The following is a 21,159-nucleotide window of genomic DNA, read 5'->3' as shown; positions in this document are numbered from 1 at the left end:
ATTATGTCCGATCGCGGCATGCGCGGGCCCGCGCATGCCGCGAATCGTGCTCGGTCAGGGCTCCAGATGGAGTTCCTGGATCTTGCGCGTGATCGTGTTGCGGCCGATGCCGAGCCGCTCCGCGGCCTCGACCTTGCGGCCGCGCGTGAAGTCGAGCGCCTCGCGGATCACGGCTGCCTCGAAGCGGCGCGCGAGCTCGTCCATCACGTCGGCCGAGTTCTCGCGCAGCAACCGCGCGACTTCGGTGCGCAGCCCGTGCTCCCACAGCGGGTAGCCGGCCGGCGCGCTGCCGTTCGCCGCGCTCGCGACGGGCGCGGCCGTCGGCGCTGCACCGATCGCGGCAGGCGCCGCCGTCGCGTGGCCGCCGCTGCCGTGTACGTCCGCGCCGTCGCCCGACGCGACGACCGGTGCCCCGGCCGGCACGAGGTCGGGCGGCAGGTCCTTGATCTCGACCGTCTGCGCGGGCGCCATCACGGTCAGCCAGTTCGCGAGGTTCTCGAGCTGCCGCACGTTGCCGGGAAACGCGAGCGACGTCAGATACGCGAGCGCATCGTCGGACACGCGCTTCGGCTCGACGCCGAGATCGCGCGCGCTCTTCTGCAGGAAGTGGCGCGTGAGCAGCGCGATGTCCTCGCTGCGTTCGCGCAGCGGCGGCAGGCGCAGCCGGATCACGTTGAGCCGGTGGTAAAGGTCCTCGCGGAACAGCCCTTGCCGCACGCGCGACTCGAGATTCTGGTGCGTCGCGGCGATCACGCGCACGTTCGCGCGCAGCGGGTTGTGCCCGCCGACCCGATAGAACTGCCCGTCCGACAGCACGCGCAACAGGCGCGTCTGCAGGTCGAACGGCATGTCGCCGATTTCGTCGAGGAACAGCGTGCCGTTCTCGGCCTGCTCGAAGCGGCCCTGCCGCGTCGTCTGCGCGCCGGTGAACGCGCCGCGCTCATGGCCGAACAGTTCGGATTCGAGCAGATCCTTCGGAATCGCCGCCGTGTTCAGCGCGATGAACGGCCCGTTCGCGCGCGGGCTGTGACGGTGCAGCGCCCGGGCGACGAGCTCCTTGCCGGTGCCCGACTCCCCGGTGATCAGCACGGTCGCGGCCGAATGCGACAGGCGGCCGATCGCGCGGAACATGTCCTGCATCGCGGGCGCCTGCCCGAGCATCTCGGGCGCCTCGGCCACGCGCTCGTCCAGCGGCGCGCCGCCGCGCAGGCTTTCTTCCACCGCGCGGCGGATCAGCTCGACCGCCTTGTCGACGTCGAACGGCTTCGCGAGGTATTCGAACGCGCCGCCCTGGAACGCCGCGACGGCGCTGTCGAGATCGGAGAACGCCGTCATGATGATGACGGGCAGGCCCGGCAGCCGCTCGTGCATCGCCTGCAGCAACTCGAGGCCCGAGCCGCCCGGCATCCGGATGTCGGACACGAGCACCTGCGGCGTCTCGTGGTCGAGCGCGGCCAGCGCGTCGCGCACGTTCGCGAAGCTCTTCGTCGCGAAGCTGTCCCGGGCGAGTGCCTTTTCAAGCACCCAGCGGATCGATTGGTCGTCGTCTACTATCCAGATCGGCTTCATAGGTCGGTCAGGTATGGGTGAATCGCAATGCTGCCGCTCAATGGTCGAGCGGCAGCAGGATCTGAAATTCGGTACGTCCAGGCCGGCTTTCGACCTCGATCATCCCGTCGTGCTGCTGCACGAACGTCTGCGCGAGCGTGAGGCCGAGGCCGCTGCCGTCGTCGCGCCCGGACACGAGCGGGTAGAAGATCCGGTCGCGGATCTCTTCCGGAATGCCGGGCCCGTTGTCGATCACGTGCAAGTCCAGTGCCAGCCGGTACAGGCGCTTGCCGATCGTCACCTTGCGCGCAATGCGCGTGCGCAGCTCGATCTTCGCGTCGCCCTGCGCGATCCGTTCGCGCAGCGCCTGCGCCGCGTTGCGCACGATGTTGAGCAGCGCCTGGATCAACTGCTCCTTGTCGCCGCGCAGATCCGGCACGCTCACGTCGTAATCGCGCTCGATCGTGAGCCCGCGCGGGAATTCCGCGAGCATCACCGCGCGCACGCGTTCGCACACTTCATGAATGTTCACGTCGCCGACGATATGCGGATGCCGGTGCGGCTCCAGCAACCGGTCGACGAGCGTCTGCAGGCGATCGGACTCCTTGATGATCACTTGCGTGTATTCGCGCAACTCGCCGCGCTCGCGCTCGCCCAGTTCGAATTCGAGCAGCTGGGCTGCGCCGCGAATGCCGCCGAGCGGGTTCTTGATCTCGTGCGCGAGGTTGCGGATCAGTTGCTTGTTGACCGCGGTCAGGTCGTGGATGCGCTCTTCCCGATCGGTGCGCGACTGCCGTTCGTTCTCGAACAGCTCGACGAGCACGAAATCGGGCGCGGTCTCGAGGAAGCCGACGATCGCGTGCACATGCAGCGGTTCGCGGCCGGGCCGGTCGAGCACGGTATCGAGGTGCGTCGCGTGAAAGCGTTCCTCGCCGATCGCGGTGATCGTCGACGCAAGCTCGTTCGCGTTCGGGAATATCTCGCCCCACGGCCGTTGTGCGAGCTGCCGCCGCGAGATGTCGAGCATCGCCTCCGCGGACGGATTCGCGAACGCGATCCGCAGCGTCTTGCGGTCGAGCACGATCACGACCGTCGGCAGCGCTTCGAGCCCCGCCAGCAGACCCGAGCGCGAGAGCCGCTCGTCGTCCGTCAGTCGTTCGGGCTGCCCCGTTTTCGCCTTGATCAGATTCTTCAGAACCATCTGCGTGCTTGTCGCGCCTCACCGGGCCAGAAAATGAAAATCGTCGGAACAAAAAAGGGACGGCCGGACGCCGTCCCCTTTCAGACTCCGCCGTTCCCGCCGCAAGCCGCGCGACGGGAACGAACCGGCATGACGGCGCTGAATCGAAGCGCCATCGCCGATTAGAGCGAGTAGTACATCTCGAACTCGATCGGGTGCGTCGTCATGCGGAACTTCGCCAGCTCCTGCTCCTTCAGCGCGAGGTACGCGTCGATCATGCCGTCCGTGAACACGCCGCCGCGCGTCAGGAACTCGCGATCCTTGTCGAGCGCTTCGAGTGCCTGGTCGAGGCCCGCGCACACGGTCGGGATCTTCGCATCTTCTTCCGGCGGCAGGTCGTACAGGTTCTTGTCCGCTGCTTCGCCCGGATGGATCTTGTTCTGGATCCCGTCGAGGCCGGCCATCATCAGCGCCGTGAAGCACAGGTACGGGTTCGCCATCGGATCCGGGAAGCGCGTTTCGATACGGCGGCCCTTCGGGCTCGACACGTGCGGAATCCGGATCGATGCCGAACGGTTGCGCGCCGAGTAAGCGAGCTTGACCGGTGCTTCGAAGTGCGGGACCAGACGCTTGTACGAGTTCGTCGTCGGGTTCGTGATCGCGTTCAGTGCACGGGCGTGCTTGATGATGCCGCCGATGTAGAACAGCGCCAGTTCCGACAGGCCGGCGTAGCCGTTGCCCGCGAACAGGTTCTGGCCGTCCTTCCAGATCGACTGGTGAACGTGCATGCCCGAACCGTTGTCGCCGACGACCGGCTTCGGCATGAACGTCGCCGTCTTGCCGTACGAGTGCGCGACGTTATGGATGATGTACTTCGACCATTGCGTCCAGTCCGCGCGCTGAACCAGCGTCGAGAACTTCGTGCCGATTTCGTTCTGGCCCTGGCCCGCCACTTCGTGGTGGTGCACTTCGACCGGGATGCCGAGCTGTTCGAGCAGCAGGCACATTTCCGAACGGATGTCCTGGAACGTGTCGACCGGCGCGACCGGGAAGTAGCCGCCCTTCGTGCCCGGACGGTGGCCCGTGTTGCCACCTTCGAATTCCTTGCCGGCCGACCACGGTGCTTCTTCCGAATTGATCTTCACGAAGCAGCCCGACATGTCGGTGTTCCACTGGACCGAGTCGAAAATGAAGAATTCCGGTTCCGGACCGAAGTAGGCCGTGTCGCCGATGCCCGTGCTCTTCAGGTACGCTTCGCCGCGCTTCGCGAGCGAACGCGGATCGCGCTCGTAGCCCTTGCCGTCCGCCGGCTCGACCACGTCGCAGGTCAGCACCAGGGTCGACTCTTCATAGAACGGGTCGACGAAGGCAGCGGTCGGGTCCGGCATGAGCAGCATGTCCGACGCCTCGATGCCCTTCCAGCCCGCGATCGACGAACCGTCGAATGCATGACCGCTCTCGAACTTGTCTTCGTCAAACGCCGAAACCGGCACCGACACGTGCTGTTCCTTGCCGCGCGTATCCGTGAAGCGGAAATCGACGAACTTGACGTCCTCGTCCTTCACGAGCTGCATGACGTCGGCGACGGTTTTACTCATAACCTCTTCTCCTGATTGAACAATTCCGGCGGACTGGGAACCGCCTCGTTTATCGAGCTGACCGGGGTCTTGCTTTGGCGCAGCGCGCCCCGATTCGACCGAATTCTATATAGCAGCTTCTGTGCCACCTTTACGCAAGCGCGGCGCGAATCGCGCCGGGGCTCGCCACGTCAGGGCTGCGCTGCGCGATTCCGGGGCTTCACGCGCCATCGGCCTCGCATCGAAAGCACTGATGTGGTGCAATCCCCGCAACCCGCCGCGCCCATCGATTCATTCTGGTGCATGCGCGCCATTCTGCACTCTTTTGGTGAGCGCGTGTACGACCCGCGCACCGTGCCGCAGGCGGACATCCGTGCCACGACGCCGCGCTAGAATGATCGTTTGACCGATACGGAGACCCCTGCCATGAGTACGCTCGACCAGCTTTACGCGAAGGCCGACGAACGCCGCGCACAAGGCGCGCTCAACTACGCCGGCGCGCTGCTGCCGGTCGAGGCATTCGAACTGCTGCAGCTCGACCCGTCCGCGCGCCTCGTCGACGTGCGCACGCGCGCCGAGCTCGACTGGATCGGCCGCCCGCTCGTCGGCGACGGCCAGTATCTGCACCTCGAATGGACGCGCTACCCGGGCGGCGTGCCGAACGCCGAATTCGTCAACGAACTGAAGGCGGCCCTCCCGGCCGATACGCCGATCCTGTTCCTGTGCCGCAGCGCCGCGCGCTCGAAGCTCGCCGCGGTCGCGTCCGCGCAGGCTGGGTACACGAAGGCCTTCGACCTGCTCGAAGGCTTCGAGGGCGCGAAGGACGCCGAAGGCCACCGCAAGACGGTCGACGGGTGGTGCTTCCGCAAACTGCCGTGGATCGGCGCCTGACGGCGCGCCGCGCTCGCCGGCTGCGACAACCTCATCGTCGAGCCGGGCGATGACATGCCGATGACGGGCCGCATTGCGCGGCCCGTTGCTTTTGGTGCGGCCGCGTCGCAGGCCGCTCAGGCGCGCGGCGTATCGGGCTCGACGACGTCGCCGCCGAGCAGGTGCACGCCTTCGCGCAGCTTCACGAACGCGGCCGCGACCGCTTCCGGCTCGCCCTTCACGCCGAGATCGATGTGACGGCGCGCGTAGATGCCGCCGCGCTCCGCGTCGCCGACGCTCGGCAGGCTGAACACGCGCACGCCCGGGAAATCGCGCTCGATCTTCTCCATCAGCGGCGTGAGCGTCGATTCCGGCAGCTCGAATACGTACAGCGAGCGCTCGGCGTGCGGCGTCGCGTGATGAAGATGCGCGTACTGCGTATCGAGCACCCATTCGATCATCGGCCACGCCATCACCGGGAAGCCCGGCACGAAGTGCAGATGGCCGACCGAGAAGCCGGGAATCCGGTTATAGCCGTTCGGGATGATCGTCGCGCCGGCCGGGAACACGCCCATGTTGAAGCGGTGCTGGTTTTCCGGCGATTCGAAGTCGACCGGCGCGGCCGGGTCGGTGTGCGTTTCGCGGATCCGCTCCGCAATCAGCGCCTTCGCCTCCGGATGCAGCTCGAGCGGCACGCCGAGCGCGGCGGCCGCGCACTGGCGCGTATGGTCGTCCGGCGTCGCGCCGATCCCGCCCGTCGAGAACACGACATCGCCCGACGCGATCGCGCGCGCGAGCGTCGCGGTAATGCGCGCCGGATCGTCGCCGACGTATTCGGCCCAGTCGAGCGCGAGGCCGCGCGCGCCGAGCAGCTCGATGACCTTCGCCAGATGCTTGTCCTGCCGGCGGCCCGAAAGGATTTCGTCGCCGATGATGATGATGCCGATGCTCATGCCTGCCCCATGTCGATTGCGGTGGCGCGCGCACTGGCGCGCAGGTCTTCCAGCGCGCGCAGGCAGTAGTGCCCGAACCACAGCGCCGAGAAGACGAGGATGAAAGCGTAAACCCAGATCATGGCGGCCGCGACGAACGGGAACAACACCATCATCCAGACCGACGACACCCACACGAAGGTCGGCACGGTGCCGAGCAGCCCGGTCGCGACGCCGATGCCGATCAGCGGCCAGCGGTGCTGCCGCACGAGCGCGCGGCGCTCGTCGCGGCTCGCGTGCTGCGCGAGTGCGTCGTAGGTCATCACGCGATATGTAAGCCAGCCCCAGATCACCGGCGGCAGCAGCGCGAAGAACGGCGGAATCAGCCACAGCGGGATCGTGACGACGAGCAGCACGACGCCGACGAGCGCCGCGCCGAGCGAATTGAACACGCTGCCGAAGAAGGTGCCGCCCCGCTTCGACTCGAGCGCCGCGAACTGCCGGTTCGACAGGTGCTTGATCACGACCGGCATCGAGATCGTCGCGATCAGCAGCAGCACGGTCAGCACGATCAGCGGAATGGCGAGCGACACGACCACGAACGGCGCGACGACCGCATGCAGCTGCGACATGCCGATCGCATCGAACGCGCGATACAGCGCGGCCGTCAGCACGAAGCCGTCGAGCGCGCCGCGCGCGAGATCCAGCAGCGTCTGCCACGAGAACCACAGCACGACGCCCCACAGCAGCGTCGACACGACGAACGGCATCAGGGTGAGCCACAGCATGCGCGGGTGCAGCGCGCTGGCGAGCGCCCGGACGAAGGAGCGCAGCAAGTCGTTCATGCGAGCCTATGGAGTCTGGATTGACGGAGAAAAACGGGGAAAGGATAAACCACACGGCCCGCATGCGCCAAAGCGCATGCGGGCCGTGTGGGAAAGCCGTTCAACGGGAGAAAGGCCCGATCGGGGATGGGGATCAGGCCGACGCCGCGCCGCGCTTCGCGGGGAACAGGCGCCGGAAGATCCGCACGAACGCCAGGCCGTGCTGCGACCAGAAGCCGTCGCCATAGGACACGCCCTCGACCTGCTCGCGGATGCCGGTCGGCTCGACCGTGCGGTTCCACGACGCGGTGCCGAACATCATGTCCCACCACGGGAACAGCACGCCGAAGTTGCAGCCGTACTTGGTGCCTTCGTGGCCATAGCCGACCGCATGGTGCCGGCGGTGGAAGATCGGGCTGACGAGCAGGCGCTCGCCGATGCGGCCGAACGGCAGCCGCGCATTCGTATGCTGGATGCTCTGCATGAAGTTCGTGACCGCGGTGAGCACCACGAACTGCGACGGCGTCACGCCGATCACGAGCGCGATCGCCGCGAAGAAGCACGACTGGAGCACGTCGTCGAGCAGGTGGTTGCGGTCGTCGCACCACAGCGACATCTGCCGCTGGCTGTGATGCACGGCGTGCAGCTCCCACCAGATGCCGAACTTGTGCTGCCAGCGGTGATACCAGTAGCCGGCGAAGTCGAGCACGACGAGGTAGATCGCGAACGCGACGATCGGCTGCGAGGTCACGCCCGGCCACAGATAGTCGAGGTTGACGTTCGCGACGCCATGCAGGCGCAGCCACGCCTGGAAGTTGTCGAACACCGGCTGCAGCGCGAAGAAGAAGAACAGCGTGTAGATGCCGAGCTTCGAGATCGCCGTGTAGATCACGTCGACCCGCACCGCGCGGCGGTTCTTCCAGCGCTCGATCGGCAGCAGCGCCTCGAGCGGGCGCAGCAGCGCGAACATCAGCACCATCTGCAGCGCGCCGATGATCACCCAGTACAGCGCGTCGTAGGTGTCCTCGTCATAGTCCATCAGGTTGAACTTGAAGAGGAGCGGCTGCACGACGTCGACGTACAGCCAGGTCTGGATGTCCGACACGAACGCATCGATCAGGTGCAGCATCGTTCGCCTCCGCCCGTCACGCGCCGTTCGCCGCCTTCCACGGCGCGCGGTCGTAGAAGTAGATGCCGTGCGGCGAGCGGCCGACGGCGATCGTCTGCACCAGCTTGCGCGAAGCCAGATCGATGATCCCGACCTTCTTCGCGAAGCGGAACGTCACCCACAGCGTCTTCTTGTCGGCGGACAGCTCCATGTCGTCGGGCCCCGGCAGCAGGCCGGTGATGTCGCCGACGTTGGTGAGCGTGTTCTCGTCGATGATGCTGATCGTGTTCGCGACGCGGTTGGTGACCGCGACGTGCGTGCCGTCGGCGAGCGAGCGGAAGTTGTGCGCGCCCTTGCCCGTGTAGATCTGCTTGACGACCTTCTGGTTGCGCCAGTCGACGACCGCGACGTAATCCGCGCCGGTCATCCCGACCAGCACGAATTTGTCGTCCGGCGTGAGCCACAGGCCGGCCGGCACCTTGCCGACCTTCATCTTCCACTTGACCGTCTGCGTCGGCAGGTCGATCGCCGCGATCTCGCCGGACACCTGCAGCGACACGAGCAGCGTCTTGCTGTCCTTCGTGAACGCGAGGTGGCTCGGCATCACCGCGAGCGGCACGCGCTTCACGAGGCGCAGGTCGCGGCCGTCGTAGCCGTAGATGTCGACGCGGTCGAGCCGCAGGCCGGCCGCCGCGAACCACTTGCGGTCGGGCGAGAAGCCGAGCTGGTAAGGATCGTCGATCCCTTCGACGGTGCGCTGCAGCTTGCCCGTCTTCGGATCGAGGAACATCAGGCTGTTCGAGACCGAATTCGCGACGATCAGCGACGCATTGTCGGGCGTCGCCATCAAATGGTGCGGTTCCTTGCCGGTCGGCATCGTGGAAACGACTTCGCGGGTCTGCTGGTCGATCAGGGAAAGCGTCGCTTCGGCCGAATTGAGGACGATCACGTTATTCGCGTGTGCGGCGGGCGCCAGCACGGCGGCGGCCAGCGCAAGCGTGCGGCCGAAGGAAAGGAAAGTGCGCATGAAGACTCACGTCGTGGAACAGCAGTCATTGTAGAACGTTCGGCGGGCCCCTCCGGTTGACCCATGCCGGCATTGCGCCACTTCGACGCACGCCCCGCCTGCCGGACGGGCCGCCGCGGCAGGCGCTGCGGTGCAGGCCCCGGGCGGCCGCCGGGGCGGGCCGGCGAACCGATGTTGCGCTAGCGCTGCATCGACTCCCAGACCTTGTGCAGACGCTTGACAGAGACCGGCATCGGCGTGCGCAGTTCCTGCGCGAACAGCGAAATCCGCAATTCCTCGAGCAGCCAGCGGAATTCCGCGAGCCGCGCATCGGCGACGCCGCCGCGCTGCGACACCGCGCGCTGGTACTGCTGGGCGAGCGGCAGCAGGTCGGCCGACTGTTTCGCGTCGCGCGCCGGATCGGCCTTCAGCTTGTCGATCCGCAGCGCGATGCCCTTCAGGTAGCGCGGGAAATGCGCAAGCTGCGCGTAAGGCGTGTCGATCACGAAGCGCTTGCCGACCAGCGCGGCCAGTTGCTGCTGCAGGTCCGCATGGGCCTGCGCGAACGGCTTCGCCTGCGCGAGCTTCTTCACGAGGCCCGCGTATTCGGCCAGGATCTGCCCGACGAGCCGCGCGATTTCCTGCGCGAGCAGGTTCAGGCGGCTCCTGCCCTCGTCGCGGCGCGCGTGGAAACTCGCGTCGTCGTCGGGCAGCGGGTCCTGCAGGCACGCGCGGTCGAGCGCCGTGTCGATCAGCTGGTCGCGCAGCTCGTCCTGCGTGCCGAGCGACATGTACTGCATCGCCATCTCGCGCAGGCCCGGCAGGTTCTTTTCGAGGAACTTGATCGGCTCCTTCAGCTGCAGCGCGAAGAGGCGCCGCAAGCCGGCCCGGTGGATGCGCGCGGCCTCCTCCGGCGAATCGAACACCTCGACGTCGCAATGCGTGCCGCGGTCGACGAGCGCCGGATAGCCGTACAGCGTCTGGCCGCGTCGGCGGATTTCCAGCAGCTCGGGCAGCTTGCCGAAATTCCACGTCGTCAGGTTCTCGTACAGCGCCGTCGCGCCGGTTTCCGCCGGGGCGGCCGTCTGCGGCGCCGCGCCCTTGCCGGCTTTCGCGCCGCGGGCGGCAGCACCTGGCGCGGTAGGCGACGCGGCCGCAACACCCAACGCGGGCGCTTGGCCGATCGCCTGACCGGCCTCGGCGTCGCCGCCGGGTGCGATCGTCGACGCCGCCGCGATCTTCTGGAACTGCTGCTGCGCCTGCGCGCCGAGCTCCTGGCGCAGTTGCGCGAGATTGCGCCCCATCGCGAGCTGGCGGCCGTGCTCGTCGATCACCTTGAAATTCATGAACAGGTGCGCGGGCAGCGTCTCGAGCTTGAAGTCGGCTGTTTTCATCGCGACCTGCGTCTCGCCGCGCACGTCGGCGATCAGCGCCTCGACGAGCCCGCCCGCACCGAAACGCTCGCGGCCCATCCGCTCGACGAAGCCGGCCGCGTACTCGGGCAGCGGCACGCAGTGCCGGCGCAGCTTCTGCGGCAGCGACTTCAGCAGCAATTGCACCTTTTCCTTCAGCATCCCCGGCACGAGCCACTCGCAGCGGCGCGCGTCGACCTGGTTCAGCGCGAAGAGCGGTACCGCGAGCGTCACGCCGTCGCGCGGCGTGCCGGGCTCGAAGTGGTACGTGAGCGCCATCTCGACGCCGGCCATCGTCGCGCGCTTCGGGAACAGGTCGGTCGTCACGCCGGCCGCCTCGTGGCGCATCAGGTCGTCGCGCGACAGGTACAGCAGCCGCTGCTTGTCCTCCGCCTGGCCGCCCTTCTTCACCTCGTCGCGATACCAGCGCTCGAACGCGGCGCCCGTGTGGACGCCTTCCGGAATCGCCTGGTCGTAGAACGCGTAGATCAGTTCGTCGTCGACCAGCACGTCCTGGCGGCGCGACTTGTGCTCGAGCTGCTCGATATCGGCGAGCAGCTTGCGGTTGTGCGCGAAGAACGGCAGCTTCGTGTCGAACTCGCCTTCCACCAGCGCGCCGCGGATGAACAGCTCGCGGGCGCGCGCCGGGTCCTGCTGGCCGAACGCGACGCGCCGCCGGTGGTAGATCGGCAGCCCGTACAGCGTCGCGCGCTCGAACGCGCTGACCTGCGCCGGACGCTTTTCCCAGTGCGGTTCCGACAGCGATTTCTTCAGCAGATGCGCGCCGATCTTCTCGACCCACTCCGGCTCGATCTTCGCGAGGCAGCGCGCATACAGCCGGCTCGTCTCGACGAGCTCGGCCGCCATCACCCAGCGGCCGGCCTTCTTCGCGAGCGCGGAGCCCGGCCACAGGTAGAACTTGATGCCGCGCGCGCCGAGGTAGTGCGGATCGTCGTCGGCCTTCATCCCGAGGTTGCCGAGCAGGCCCGTCAACAGGGCCAGATGGATCTGCTCGTGCGTGGCCTCGACTTCGTTGAGCCGCCAGCCGTGCTCGCGCACGACGGTCAGCAACTGCGAATGGACATCGCGCCATTCGCGCAGCCGCAGGTGCGACAGGAAATTCTGCCGGCACGCGTCGATCAGCTGGCGATTCGACTTCTTGTGCGCGACGGCCTCTTCGAACCACGCCCAGATCTTCAGCCACTGCAGGAATTCGGAACGCTCGTCGGCGAACCGGCGGTGCGCCTGGTCGGCCTGCTCCTGCGCTTCGATCGGGCGGTCGCGCGGGTCCTGCACGGACAGCGCGCTCGCGATGATCAGCACCTCGCGCAGCGACTGCTGGTCGCGCGCGGCGAGAATCATCCGGCCGACGCGCGGGTCGAGCGGCAACCGCGCCAACTCGCGGCCGAGCGGCGTCAGCGCGTTGTCGTCATCGACCGCGCCGAGCTCGTTGAGCAACTGATAACCGTCCGCGATCGCACGGCCGGGCGGCGGTTCGAGGAACGGGAACGATTCGATCGCCGTCAGGTGCAGCGACTTCATCCGCAGGATCACCGACGCGAGCGACGAGCGCAGGATTTCCGGATCGGTGAAGCGCGCGCGCGCCTGGTAGTCGCTTTCCTCGTACAAGCGGATGCACACGCCGTCGGCCACGCGGCCGCAGCGGCCCGCGCGCTGGTTCGCGGCGGCCTGCGAGATCGACTCGACCTGCAGCTGCTCGACCTTGTTCCGGTACGAATAGCGCTTCACGCGCGCGAGACCGGTATCGACCACGTAGCGGATACCCGGCACCGTCAGCGAGGTTTCGGCCACGTTGGTCGCCAGCACGATCCGGCGCGCGTTCGACGCCTTGAACACCTTGTCCTGGTCGGCCGCCGAGAGCCGCGCGAACAACGGCAGGATCTCGGTATGCGGCGGATGGTGCTTGCGCAGCGCCTCGGCCGCCTCGCGGATCTCGCGCTCGCCGGGCAGGAACACCAGCACGTCGCCGGGGCCTTCGCGGCACAGCTCGTCGACCGCGTCGACGATCGCGTCCATCAGGTCGCGCTCGGCCTCGCGCGCGGTCTTCACGCGATCGCGGCCGCCGCCGGTACCTTCGGCATTCTTCACGGCCGGGCGATCCTCGGCCACCGGGCGGTAGCGCATCTCGACCGGATACAGCCGCCCGCTCACCTCGATCACCGGCGCCGGACGTTCGTCGGTGCCGAAATGGCGCGCGAAGCGATCGGCGTCGATCGTCGCGGACGTGACGATCAGCTTCAGATCCGGCCGCCTCGGCAGGATTTCCTTCAGATAGCCGAGCAGGAAGTCGATGTTCAGGCTGCGCTCGTGCGCCTCGTCGATGATCAGCGTGTCGTACGCCTTCAGCAACGGGTCGGTCTGCGTCTCGGCGAGCAGGATGCCGTCCGTCATCAGCTTGACGGACGCGCCCGGCGCGAGATTGTCGGTGAAGCGCACCTTGTAGCCGACCACCTCGCCGAACGGCGTGCCGAGTTCCTCGGCGATCCGGCGGCCGGTCGACGACGCGGCCAGCCGGCGCGGCTGCGTATGGCCGATCAGGCCCGTGCCGCCGGCACCGAGGCCGCGGCCGAGCTCGAGACAGATCTTCGGCAACTGCGTGGTCTTGCCCGAGCCGGTTTCGCCGCAGACGATGACGACCTGATGACCGGCGATCGCACGCGCGATTTCGTCGCGCCTGCCCGACACGGGCAGGCTTTCGGGGTACGTGATCGGCGGAACGGGATTCGGCGGGACGGCGGCGCGCGGCGCACGCTCGCGGCGCGGGGCGCGCTCGCCCGTTGCTTGCGGCGCGCCCTTCGCGGCCGGCTGGCGCGCATCGCCGCGCCGTTCGTCATTGCGCGGCCCACGCGGCGCGGGTGCCGGCGTGCCCGCCGGCTTTTCCTGCTGCTGGCGCGGCGGCTGGCCCGGCTGCTCGCGCGCATCGGCCGCACCATCCGGGTGCTTCGCCGACGGCGTATTGGCCCGCGTCGGCGCGGGACTTTTAGAAACATTCGACATGGGGGCGCATTATAATCCCGGCCATGAATTCCCAAACCGACCTCCCTCCCGCCCAGACCGGCGCCGCGACGCCGCCGGCCGCCGACGATTCGGCCGCCAGCCACGCGCAGTTCGTCGACTGGATGCGCTCCGTCGCGCCCTATATCCACAAGTTCCGCAACAGCACGTTCGTCGTGGGGTTCGGCGGCGAGGTGGTGCAGCAGGGGCTGCTGAACGCGCTCGTGTCCGACATCGCGCTGTTGCAGGCGATGGGCATCCAGATCGTGCTGGTGCACGGCTCGCGGCCGCAGGTCGAGGAGCAGTTGAGCCTACATGGTGTCGAATCCGAGTTTTCGCACGGGCTGCGCATCACCGATGCGCGCGCGCTCGAATCCGCGAAGGAAGCGGCCGGCGAAGTGCGTCTCGACATCGAGGCCGCGATCAGCCAGGGTCTGCCGAACTCGCCGATGGCGCACGCGCACATCAGCGTTGTGTCGGGCAACTTCGTGACCGCGCGGCCGGTGGGAATTCTCGACGGGGTCGATTTCGCGCACACGGGCATCGTGCGCAAGATCGACGCCGAATCGATCCGTCATTCGCTCGCGAGCCGCAAGCTCGTGCTGCTGTCGCCACTCGGTTTCTCGCCGACCGGCGAGGCATTCAACCTGTCGATGGAAGACGTTGCGTCGGCGGCCGCGATCGCGCTGCGCGCCGACAAGATCATCTTCCTGACCGACGGGCCCGGCATCGTCGACGACGAAGGCGAGCTGGTGCGTGAAATGTCGCTCGACGCGGCGGCCGAGCTGCTCGATTCCGGCAACGTCCAGGGCGACGACGCGTTCTTCCTGAAGCACTCGATCCGCGCGTGCCGCGGCGGCGTGACCCGGGCCCACCTGATTCCGCAGTCGCTCGACGGCAGCATGCTGCTCGAACTGTTCCTGCACGACGGCGTCGGCACGATGATCTCGTACGAGAACCTCGAGAGCCTGCGCGAAGCGACGCCGGACGACGTCGGCGGCATCCTGTCGCTGATCGAGCCGCTCGAATCCGACGGCACGCTGGTGCGGCGCGGCCGCCACCAGATCGAACGCGACATCGACCACTTCTCGGTGATCGAGCACGATGGCGTGCTGTTCGGCTGCGCGGCACTGTACCCGTACCAGCAGGAAAAGATCGGCGAGATGGCGTGCCTGACGGTCGCGCCCGAAGCGCAGGGCTCGGGCGACGGCGAGCGCCTGCTCAAGCGCATCGAGCAGCGCGCCCGCGCGCGCGGCCTCACGCACATCTTCGTGCTCACGACGCGCACCGAGCACTGGTTCCTCAAGCGCGGCTTCGTCAAGGTCAGCGTCGACGACCTGCCGGAAGACCGCCGCAAACTCTATAACTGGCAGCGCAAGTCGCTCGTGCTGATGAAGCAGCTCTGAGCGCAGCACGACTGCCCTCCCCCAGTCCGATTACAGGAGAAGTACACGATGGCTCGAATGATCCAATGCGCGAAGCTCGGCAAGGAAGCCGAAGGTCTCGATTTCCCGCCGCTGCCGGGCGAACTCGGCAAGCGCATTTACGAGAGCGTCTCGAAGGAAGCGTGGCAAGGCTGGCTCAAGCAGCAAACGATGCTGATCAACGAAAACCGCCTGAACATGGCCGACCCGCGCGCGCGCCAGTACCTGATGAAGCAGACCGAGAAGTACTTCTTCGGCGACGGCGCGGACCAGGCGTCCGGCTACGTGCCGCCGACGGAAGGCTGAGCGCCGCGAATCGCACAGGCCGGCCGCGCCGGCCTCGTCGCGCGAATCAAGCAAACGGCACCGTGCAATCGCACGGTGCCGTTTGCTTTTGGGGAGCGCAATCGACGCGGAGCCGCCGGCGCGCGCTCAATGGCGCCCGGACGAGCCGGCGTGCCCGACTCATCCCACCGGTTTCAACGTGCCGCGCTCGTCCGGCGGCGCGCCCGCGCCGGCGCCTTCCGTGCCCCATTCCGCCGCATCGCTGCGCTCGGCCGTCGACAGTTCGTCCGCGCGATACCCGGTGCGATTCAGCAGCGCCAGCATGCACACGAGCGACACGAGCGCGTACAGCCCCGACGCGATCGCGACGCCGACGATGCTGCCGGTCTCATTGAGGATCGCCTGCGCGAGCACCGGCGTGCCGCCCCCGACGACGAGCGCGCTCAACTGATACGCAAGCGACAGGCCGGTATAGCGGATGTTGGCCGGAAACACGCGCGCGAGCACGCCGCCGACTGCGCCGTAGAACATCGCCGACGGGATCGTCGAAATGCACATGCCGGCGACGGCGACCCAGTACGAACGCGTCGCGAGCGCATGGAACATCACCGGCATCAGCACGATTTCCGGGATCAGGATCCAGCACATCGCGCGCCGCATGTCGACCTTCGACACGAACCACGCGCCGACCGGCTGCATCAGGAACTGCACGACGAGCGAGATCGACAGGATGCCAAGGAACGTGCCCTGCGCGTAACCGAGCGTCTTCGTCGCCCACGACAGCGCGAACGTGCTGCGGAAATACGTGACGTTGATCACCGGCAGCGTGCCGGCCGCGAGCAGCACGACGACCCAGTGATCGCGTACGACGTCGCGCAGCGGCAGCTTCACCGTGCGCTTGCGCGCGAGCACGCGCTGCATGTCGACCGACTCCTCGAGCCTCAGCCGGATCACCATGCCGATGATCACGAGCACGGCCGACAGCAGGAACGGAATGCGCCAGCCCCACATCAGGAACGACGGCGTCGGCAGCGCGCTCAACGCGAAGAACGCGGCCGTGGCCAGCAGGTTGCCGGTGGGCGAGCCCTGCTGCGCGAATGCCGCATACAGGATGCTGCGATGCTTCGGCGCATTCTCGCTTGCGATCAGCACCGCGCCGCCCCACTCGCCGCCGACCGCGATGCCCTGCAGCACGCGCAGCACGACGAGGCCCACGGGCGCCCAGACGCCGATCGACGCATAGCCGGGCAGCAGGCCGATGCCGGTCGTCGCGAGCCCCATCATCACCAGCGTGATCACGAGCGCGGTCTTGCGGCCGACGCGATCGCCGAGATGGCCGAACACGATGCCGCCGAGCGGCCGCGCGGCGAAGCCGGCCCAGAACGTGACGAACGCGAGCAGCGTCGCGACGCCGGGATCCATCGTGCTCGAAAAGAACACCTTGCCGAACACGAGCGCCGCGGCGGTGCCGTAGATGTAGAAGTCGTACCACTCGATCGTGGTGCCGACGAACGCCGCAAGGGCGGCGCGGCCAGGCCGCGGCTGCGCGGCAGGCGGGGATTGCGGACGGCTCATCGAGGTCTCCATGTTGATGATCAGGGGCGCGACTGTCGCGCGCCTTGCCGGATGGCCGGCCTTCGCCGGCTGGCGGGGTTGCTCTACGTTGCGTTGCTTGATGTCGACGTTGCGATCGGTCGGTTCGGGACGACGTTCATCTGCGGGCGCCCCTTGGTCCGTCACGTCTGGTCGGGCGCGACCTTCAGCACGCCGGCATCGAGCAGTTGCTGCTGAAGCGCGCGATCGACGCCGAGCCGATCGAGCACCGCACGCGTGTCGCGGCCGAGCGCGGGCGGCGCCGACCGGTAGGTGGCCGGTGTGCGCGACAGCTTCACCGGCGACGCGGTGCCGCGATACGCACCGATCTCGACGAACAGCTCGCGGTGCAGCGCATGCGGATCGTGCGCGACGTCGGCCACCGTGCGCACCGGCCCGCACGGCACGCCGGCCGCCATCAGGTCGCGCGCGAGCGGCTCGCACGCGTGCGCGGCGAGCCGCGCTTCCAGTTCGACCTTCAACTGCGGCCGGTGCGCGCAGCGGCTGCGGTTATCGACGAAGCGCGGGTCGCTGGCGAGCGCCGGCGCACCGAGATGCGCGACAAGCCGCGCGAACTGCCGGTCGTTGCCGACCGCGAGGAAGATCGGCACGGTGGCCGTGCGATAGCTGTCGTACGGCGCGATGTTCGGATGCGCGTTGCCGCTGCGTTCCGGCACGCGGCCCGAACCGAAGAAGTTCGGCAGGTGCGGATGCAGCAGCGACACGCCGCAGTCGTACAGCGCCACGTCGATCGACTGCCCGCGCCCGCTCTTCTCGCGCTCCGCGAGCGCCAGCAGGATGCCGGCGAGCGCGTTGAGCCCCGTGACCATGTCGACGATCGGCAAACCGATGCGCGTCGCGCCGCCATCGCGTTCGCCGTTCACGCTCATCAGCCCGGCCATCGCCTGGATCACCGCGTCGTAGCCCGGCAGGCCGCCGAGCGGACCGTCGTCGCCGAAGCCCGTCACCGCACAGTGGATCAGGCGCGGGAAGCGCGGCTGCAGGTCGCGTGCGTAGTCCATGCCCCAGCGCGCGAGCGTGCCCGGCTTGAAATTCTCGACGAGCACGTCGGCCTCTTCGAGCAGGCGCCACAGGATCGCCCGCCCTTCGTCTCGCGACAGGTCGAGCGCGAGCCCTTCCTTGTTGCGGTTCACGCCCATGAAATACCAGGCCGTGTCGCCGAGGAACGGCGGCCCCCAGCCGCGCGTCTCGTCGCCGTCGGGCGGCTCGATCTTGACCACCGTCGCACCGTGATCGGCGAGCGCCTGCGTGCAGTACGGGCCGCCGAGCACCCGGCTCAGGTCGACGACCTTCAGGCCGTCCAGTGCGCCACGCGTCGCGCTCATCGCTCGACCTCCGGCAGCAGGTCGAGCGCCATGTCGAGCGCGACCGGCAGGCCGCGCAGCAGCGCGTCGGACGCGGCCGATTCGTCGTCGCGCGGTGCAGGCGCGAGCGGATCGACCGGCAGCAGCTTGTGCCGCACGATCAGGTGCGCCAGCGCGAGACGCCTGAAATCCGGCGCGAGCCGTGCGCCCTCGCACGCCATCAGCACGGCCGCGCTCGCGTAATACAGCGCGGACGCGGCCTGCCGCACGCGCGCATCGTCGCCTGCCTCAGCGACCCGCACGAGCGCATCGCACGCCCGCGCGAGAATGCGCCGCAGCGCCGTGCGGCTCGCCTCGGGCAGCGGCGCCACGCCCAGACGATCGCCGAGGAACGTGCGCAGCGCGTCGAGCGCATGCTCGCGCTGCGCGGCGCGCGCGACGTCCAGCGCGACGATGTTGCTCGTGCCTTCCCAGATCGAACCGAGGTGCGCGTCGCGCACGAGCCGCGCATCGCTCCATTCCTCGATATAGCCGGTGCCGCCGCGCACTTCCATCGCATCGCCCGTCACGCGGCGCGCGTCGCGGCATGCGCGGAACTTGATCAGCGGCGTCAGGATCCGCACGCAGCGCGCAGCCTGCTCGTCGCCCGCATCGGCCTGCGGCAGCAGCAGCGCGATCTGCATGAACATCGCGCGCGCGGCCTCGGCCGGCAGCAGCATCTTCATCAACTGGCGCTGCATCAGCGGCATCTCGATCAGCTTGCGGCCGAACGCGTCGCGATGCGCGGCGACGTGCAGCGCTTCGTTCAGCGCGCGCCGCATCAGCCCCGCCGCGCGCACGCCGTTCGACAGACGCGACATGTTGATCATGTCGGCCATCTGGTGAAAGCCGCGGCCGATCTCGCCGATCAGGTAGGCCTGCGCGCCTTCGAGCGCGATCTCGCCGCTCGCCATCGAACGGCTGCCGAGCTTGTCCTTCAGGCGCACGATCCGGTAGCAGTTGCGCGTGCCATCCGGCAGCGTCTTCGGCAGCAGGAACAGCGCGAGGCCCTTGATGCCGTCCGGCGCGCCGTCGGGCCGCGCGAGCACCATCGCGAGATCGGCGTCCGCATTCGAGCAGAACCACTTGTCGCCGGTCAGGCGCCAGACGGTGTCGCCGCGCGCGTCGGTTTCGCAGGTCGCGCGCGTCGCGATCCGGCCGACATCGGAGCCGGCCGCCTGCTCGGTCATGAACATCGCGCCCTGGTACAGCGTGTCGAAGTCGCGCGACGCAAGCATCGGCAGGTAGCGCGCGACGAGCGCGGGATCGCCGAAGCGGCGCAGCGTGCGCGTCAGCGAATCGGTCATGCTGACCGGGCAGCACAGCCCGAATTCCGCCTGCACGAACAGAAACGTCAGCGCGTACTTGACGAGCGGCGGCACGGTTTCGGATCCATGACTCAGCGACGCGAGCCCGAGCTCCGCATACGCGACGCGTTCGAGCGCGACGTACGCCGGATCCTTGTCGATCCTCTGCACGGCCTCGCCGCGCCGGTTGCGCTGCTCGAGCACGGGCGGATGCTTGTCCGCGCGCGATGCCCATTCGTCGAGTTCGCCCGATACGCGCTCGCCGAGCGCGCGCAGCCGCGGCTCGAGTTCGGCATAGTGCGCGTCGCCGAGATGCAGCTTCAGCAACGCGCCGAGATCGGGATCGACGGTGAAGAAATTGATGCCCCGGCTGTCGGGGATATTGGATGCGCCGGTGTCCGGCGTGCGAGCGGTATCGTTCATGCGTGCGTCTCCTGGGTTGCCTGCGCATCGGCCGGGCCGCGTGCCGCAGCGCGCGGACGGTCCTGCGTCAAGCCTCCCGCAGAGCGTAGGCGCGCGATCGATAAGCGTCCAATACAGGATTTATCCGGTACGATAGATATCGCTTATCGATGCCGACGCCGACGCCGGGAGGAAACACCGTGGAACTGAGGCAGTTGCGCTACTTCGTGGCGGTCGCCGAGGAGCTGCATTTCGGGCGCGCGGCGAAGCGCCTGTTCATCTCGCAGCCGGCGCTGAGTTTCGACATCCGCAAGTTCGAGGACGCGCTCGGCGTGCAGCTCTTCTCGCGCACCAACAAGACCGTCGCGCTGACCAATGCGGGCGAGGTGCTGCTCGGCGAAGCGCGCCGGCTGCTGCTGCAGGCGGTCGAAGCCGAGCGCCTGACGGTGCGCTCCGCGTCGGGTCTCGCGGGCCGGCTGCGGATCGGCTTCGTCCATTCGATGCTGTATCGCGGGCTGCCCGACGCGGTGCGGCGCTTCGAGGCCGACTATCCGGGCGTCGAGGTCGTGCTGAGCGAGATGAACACGCACGCGCAGGTGCAGGCGATCCAGCGCGGCCAGATCGATCTCGGCTATGCGCACTGGGGCCACTTCCCGCCCGAGGTCGAATCGGTGCCCGTCTATGCGGAACCGTTCGTGTGCTGCCTGCCGGCCGCGCATCCGCTCGCGCGGCGCACGCAGGTCGCGCTCGCCGCGCTCGCGACGGAACCATTCATCCTGTTTCCGCGCGACGCCGCGCCGCACTATCACGACCTGATCATCGCGCAGTGCGTGAACGCGGGATTCAGTCCGCTGATCCGCCACGAGGCGCGGCTGTGGCAGACGATCCTGTCGATGATCGAGTTCGGGATGGGCATCGCGCTGGTGCCGCGCGTGCTGCAGCAGGCGAAAAGCGACCGGCTCGCGTTCCTGGCGCTCAAGGATGCGTCGCTCGAATCGCGCACGCTCGCGTTGAAACGCAGCGGCACCGCCGAACCGGTCGCGCTGCGCTTTGCCGGCTACGTGCGCGCATCGATCGACGCGCTGCCTGCGCTCACGGGCTGAGCACCTGGCTCGCGAACCGGTGCTTGCGGCTATCTGAAAAAATTTGCAGAAAGTGCTTTACGAATCCCAAAAGCTCTGACATAATTTAATTCTTCTTTGGGCGGTTAGCTCAGCGGTAGAGCACTGCCTTCACACGGCAGGGGTCACTGGTTCGATCCCAGTACCGCCCACCAAAGAATTCAAGGGCCTGCGTCTCACGACGCAGGCCC

15 protein-coding genes and 1 tRNA gene are annotated in these 21,159 nt (G+C 67.9%); 5 read left to right on the top strand and 11 right to left on the bottom strand.

Annotation, left to right across the window (positions count from 1 at the left end; genetic code table 11):
- Positions 1 to 54 precede the first annotated feature (54 nt).
- The 3 genes from ntrC to glnA all read right to left on the bottom strand — a co-directional run bounded on the left by ntrC (position 55) and on the right by glnA (position 4,326).
- Positions 55 to 1,569 (bottom strand): nitrogen regulation protein NR(I), encoded by a 1,515-nt coding sequence (gene ntrC / locus HWX03_RS08005; RefSeq protein WP_175870919.1) that lies wholly within the window; start codon positions 1,567 to 1,569, stop codon positions 55 to 57.
- Between the two features lie 37 nt (positions 1,570 to 1,606).
- Complete coding sequence (gene glnL, locus HWX03_RS08000; RefSeq protein ID WP_174391238.1) at positions 1,607 to 2,749, bottom strand: nitrogen regulation protein NR(II); 1,143 nt, start codon at positions 2,747 to 2,749, stop codon at positions 1,607 to 1,609.
- 161 nt (positions 2,750 to 2,910) lie between these two features.
- Complete coding sequence (gene glnA / locus HWX03_RS07995; RefSeq protein ID WP_174432999.1) at positions 2,911 to 4,326, bottom strand: type I glutamate--ammonia ligase; 1,416 nt, start codon at positions 4,324 to 4,326, stop codon at positions 2,911 to 2,913.
- A gap of 405 nt (positions 4,327 to 4,731) precedes the next feature.
- On the opposite strand from glnA, the gene HWX03_RS07990 reads away from it, so the two are divergent.
- Positions 4,732 to 5,196 (top strand): rhodanese-like domain-containing protein, encoded by a 465-nt coding sequence (locus HWX03_RS07990; protein WP_027784887.1) that lies wholly within the window; start codon positions 4,732 to 4,734, stop codon positions 5,194 to 5,196.
- Between the two features lie 116 nt (positions 5,197 to 5,312).
- Here HWX03_RS07990 and HWX03_RS07985 read toward each other — a convergent pair whose 3' ends face one another.
- The 5 genes from HWX03_RS07985 to hrpA form a co-directional block, all read right to left on the bottom strand.
- Positions 5,313 to 6,128 (bottom strand): molybdopterin-binding protein, encoded by an 816-nt coding sequence (locus tag HWX03_RS07985; protein WP_175870918.1) that lies wholly within the window; start codon positions 6,126 to 6,128, stop codon positions 5,313 to 5,315.
- Positions 6,125 to 6,952, bottom strand: coding sequence for an EI24 domain-containing protein (locus tag HWX03_RS07980; RefSeq protein WP_175819508.1), 828 nt, complete (start codon positions 6,950 to 6,952; stop codon positions 6,125 to 6,127). The genes HWX03_RS07985 and HWX03_RS07980 overlap by 4 nt, the downstream gene beginning before the upstream one ends.
- A gap of 133 nt (positions 6,953 to 7,085) precedes the next feature.
- Entirely contained in the window at positions 7,086 to 8,060 is a 975-nt protein-coding gene (locus tag HWX03_RS07975) for a sterol desaturase family protein (RefSeq protein WP_175870917.1), read from the bottom strand.
- Between the two features lie 16 nt (positions 8,061 to 8,076).
- Positions 8,077 to 9,066 carry a beta-propeller fold lactonase family protein gene (locus HWX03_RS07970; RefSeq protein ID WP_174391075.1) on the bottom strand — a complete coding sequence of 330 codons (990 nt, stop codon included), beginning with the start codon at positions 9,064 to 9,066 and terminating at the stop codon, positions 8,077 to 8,079.
- 179 nt (positions 9,067 to 9,245) lie between these two features.
- Positions 9,246 to 13,475 (bottom strand): ATP-dependent RNA helicase HrpA, encoded by a 4,230-nt coding sequence (gene hrpA, locus HWX03_RS07965; protein ID WP_175870916.1) that lies wholly within the window; start codon positions 13,473 to 13,475, stop codon positions 9,246 to 9,248.
- A 23-nt stretch (positions 13,476 to 13,498) separates the two neighbouring features.
- On the opposite strand from hrpA, the gene argA reads away from it, so the two are divergent.
- Complete coding sequence (gene argA / locus HWX03_RS07960; protein ID WP_174391077.1) at positions 13,499 to 14,878, top strand: amino-acid N-acetyltransferase; 1,380 nt, start codon at positions 13,499 to 13,501, stop codon at positions 14,876 to 14,878.
- Positions 14,879 to 14,926: 48 nt separating this feature from the next.
- Entirely contained in the window at positions 14,927 to 15,202 is a 276-nt protein-coding gene (locus tag HWX03_RS07955; RefSeq protein WP_006478357.1) for an oxidative damage protection protein, read from the top strand.
- A gap of 159 nt (positions 15,203 to 15,361) precedes the next feature.
- On the opposite strand, the gene HWX03_RS07950 is transcribed toward HWX03_RS07955, so the two are convergent.
- The 3 genes from HWX03_RS07950 to HWX03_RS07940 all read right to left on the bottom strand — a co-directional run bounded on the left by HWX03_RS07950 (position 15,362) and on the right by HWX03_RS07940 (position 19,868).
- Complete coding sequence (locus HWX03_RS07950; RefSeq protein ID WP_175870915.1) at positions 15,362 to 16,756, bottom strand: MFS transporter; 1,395 nt, start codon at positions 16,754 to 16,756, stop codon at positions 15,362 to 15,364.
- A gap of 161 nt (positions 16,757 to 16,917) precedes the next feature.
- A complete protein-coding gene (locus HWX03_RS07945) occupies positions 16,918 to 18,120 on the bottom strand; it encodes a CoA transferase (protein WP_175870914.1) in 1,203 nt (400 codons plus the stop codon).
- On the bottom strand, positions 18,117 to 19,868 hold the full coding sequence (locus tag HWX03_RS07940) for an acyl-CoA dehydrogenase family protein (protein WP_175870913.1): 1,752 nt from the start codon (positions 19,866 to 19,868) through the stop codon (positions 18,117 to 18,119). Before HWX03_RS07940 ends, HWX03_RS07945 begins: the two co-directional genes overlap by 4 nt.
- Positions 19,869 to 20,047: 179 nt before the next feature.
- Between HWX03_RS07940 and HWX03_RS07935 the strand changes: the two genes are divergently transcribed.
- Both HWX03_RS07935 and HWX03_RS07930 read left to right on the top strand, forming a co-directional pair.
- Entirely contained in the window at positions 20,048 to 20,950 is a 903-nt protein-coding gene (locus HWX03_RS07935; RefSeq protein ID WP_175870912.1) for a LysR family transcriptional regulator, read from the top strand.
- A gap of 98 nt (positions 20,951 to 21,048) precedes the next feature.
- A tRNA-Val gene (locus HWX03_RS07930) sits at positions 21,049 to 21,123 on the top strand.
- Positions 21,124 to 21,159 lie beyond the last annotated feature (36 nt).

It is taken from the genome of Burkholderia sp. BCC0397, assembly GCF_902832865.1.
In the GTDB taxonomy this organism is placed as follows: domain Bacteria; phylum Pseudomonadota; class Gammaproteobacteria; order Burkholderiales; family Burkholderiaceae; genus Burkholderia.
This window is presented reverse-complemented; position numbering and strand designations above follow the sequence as displayed.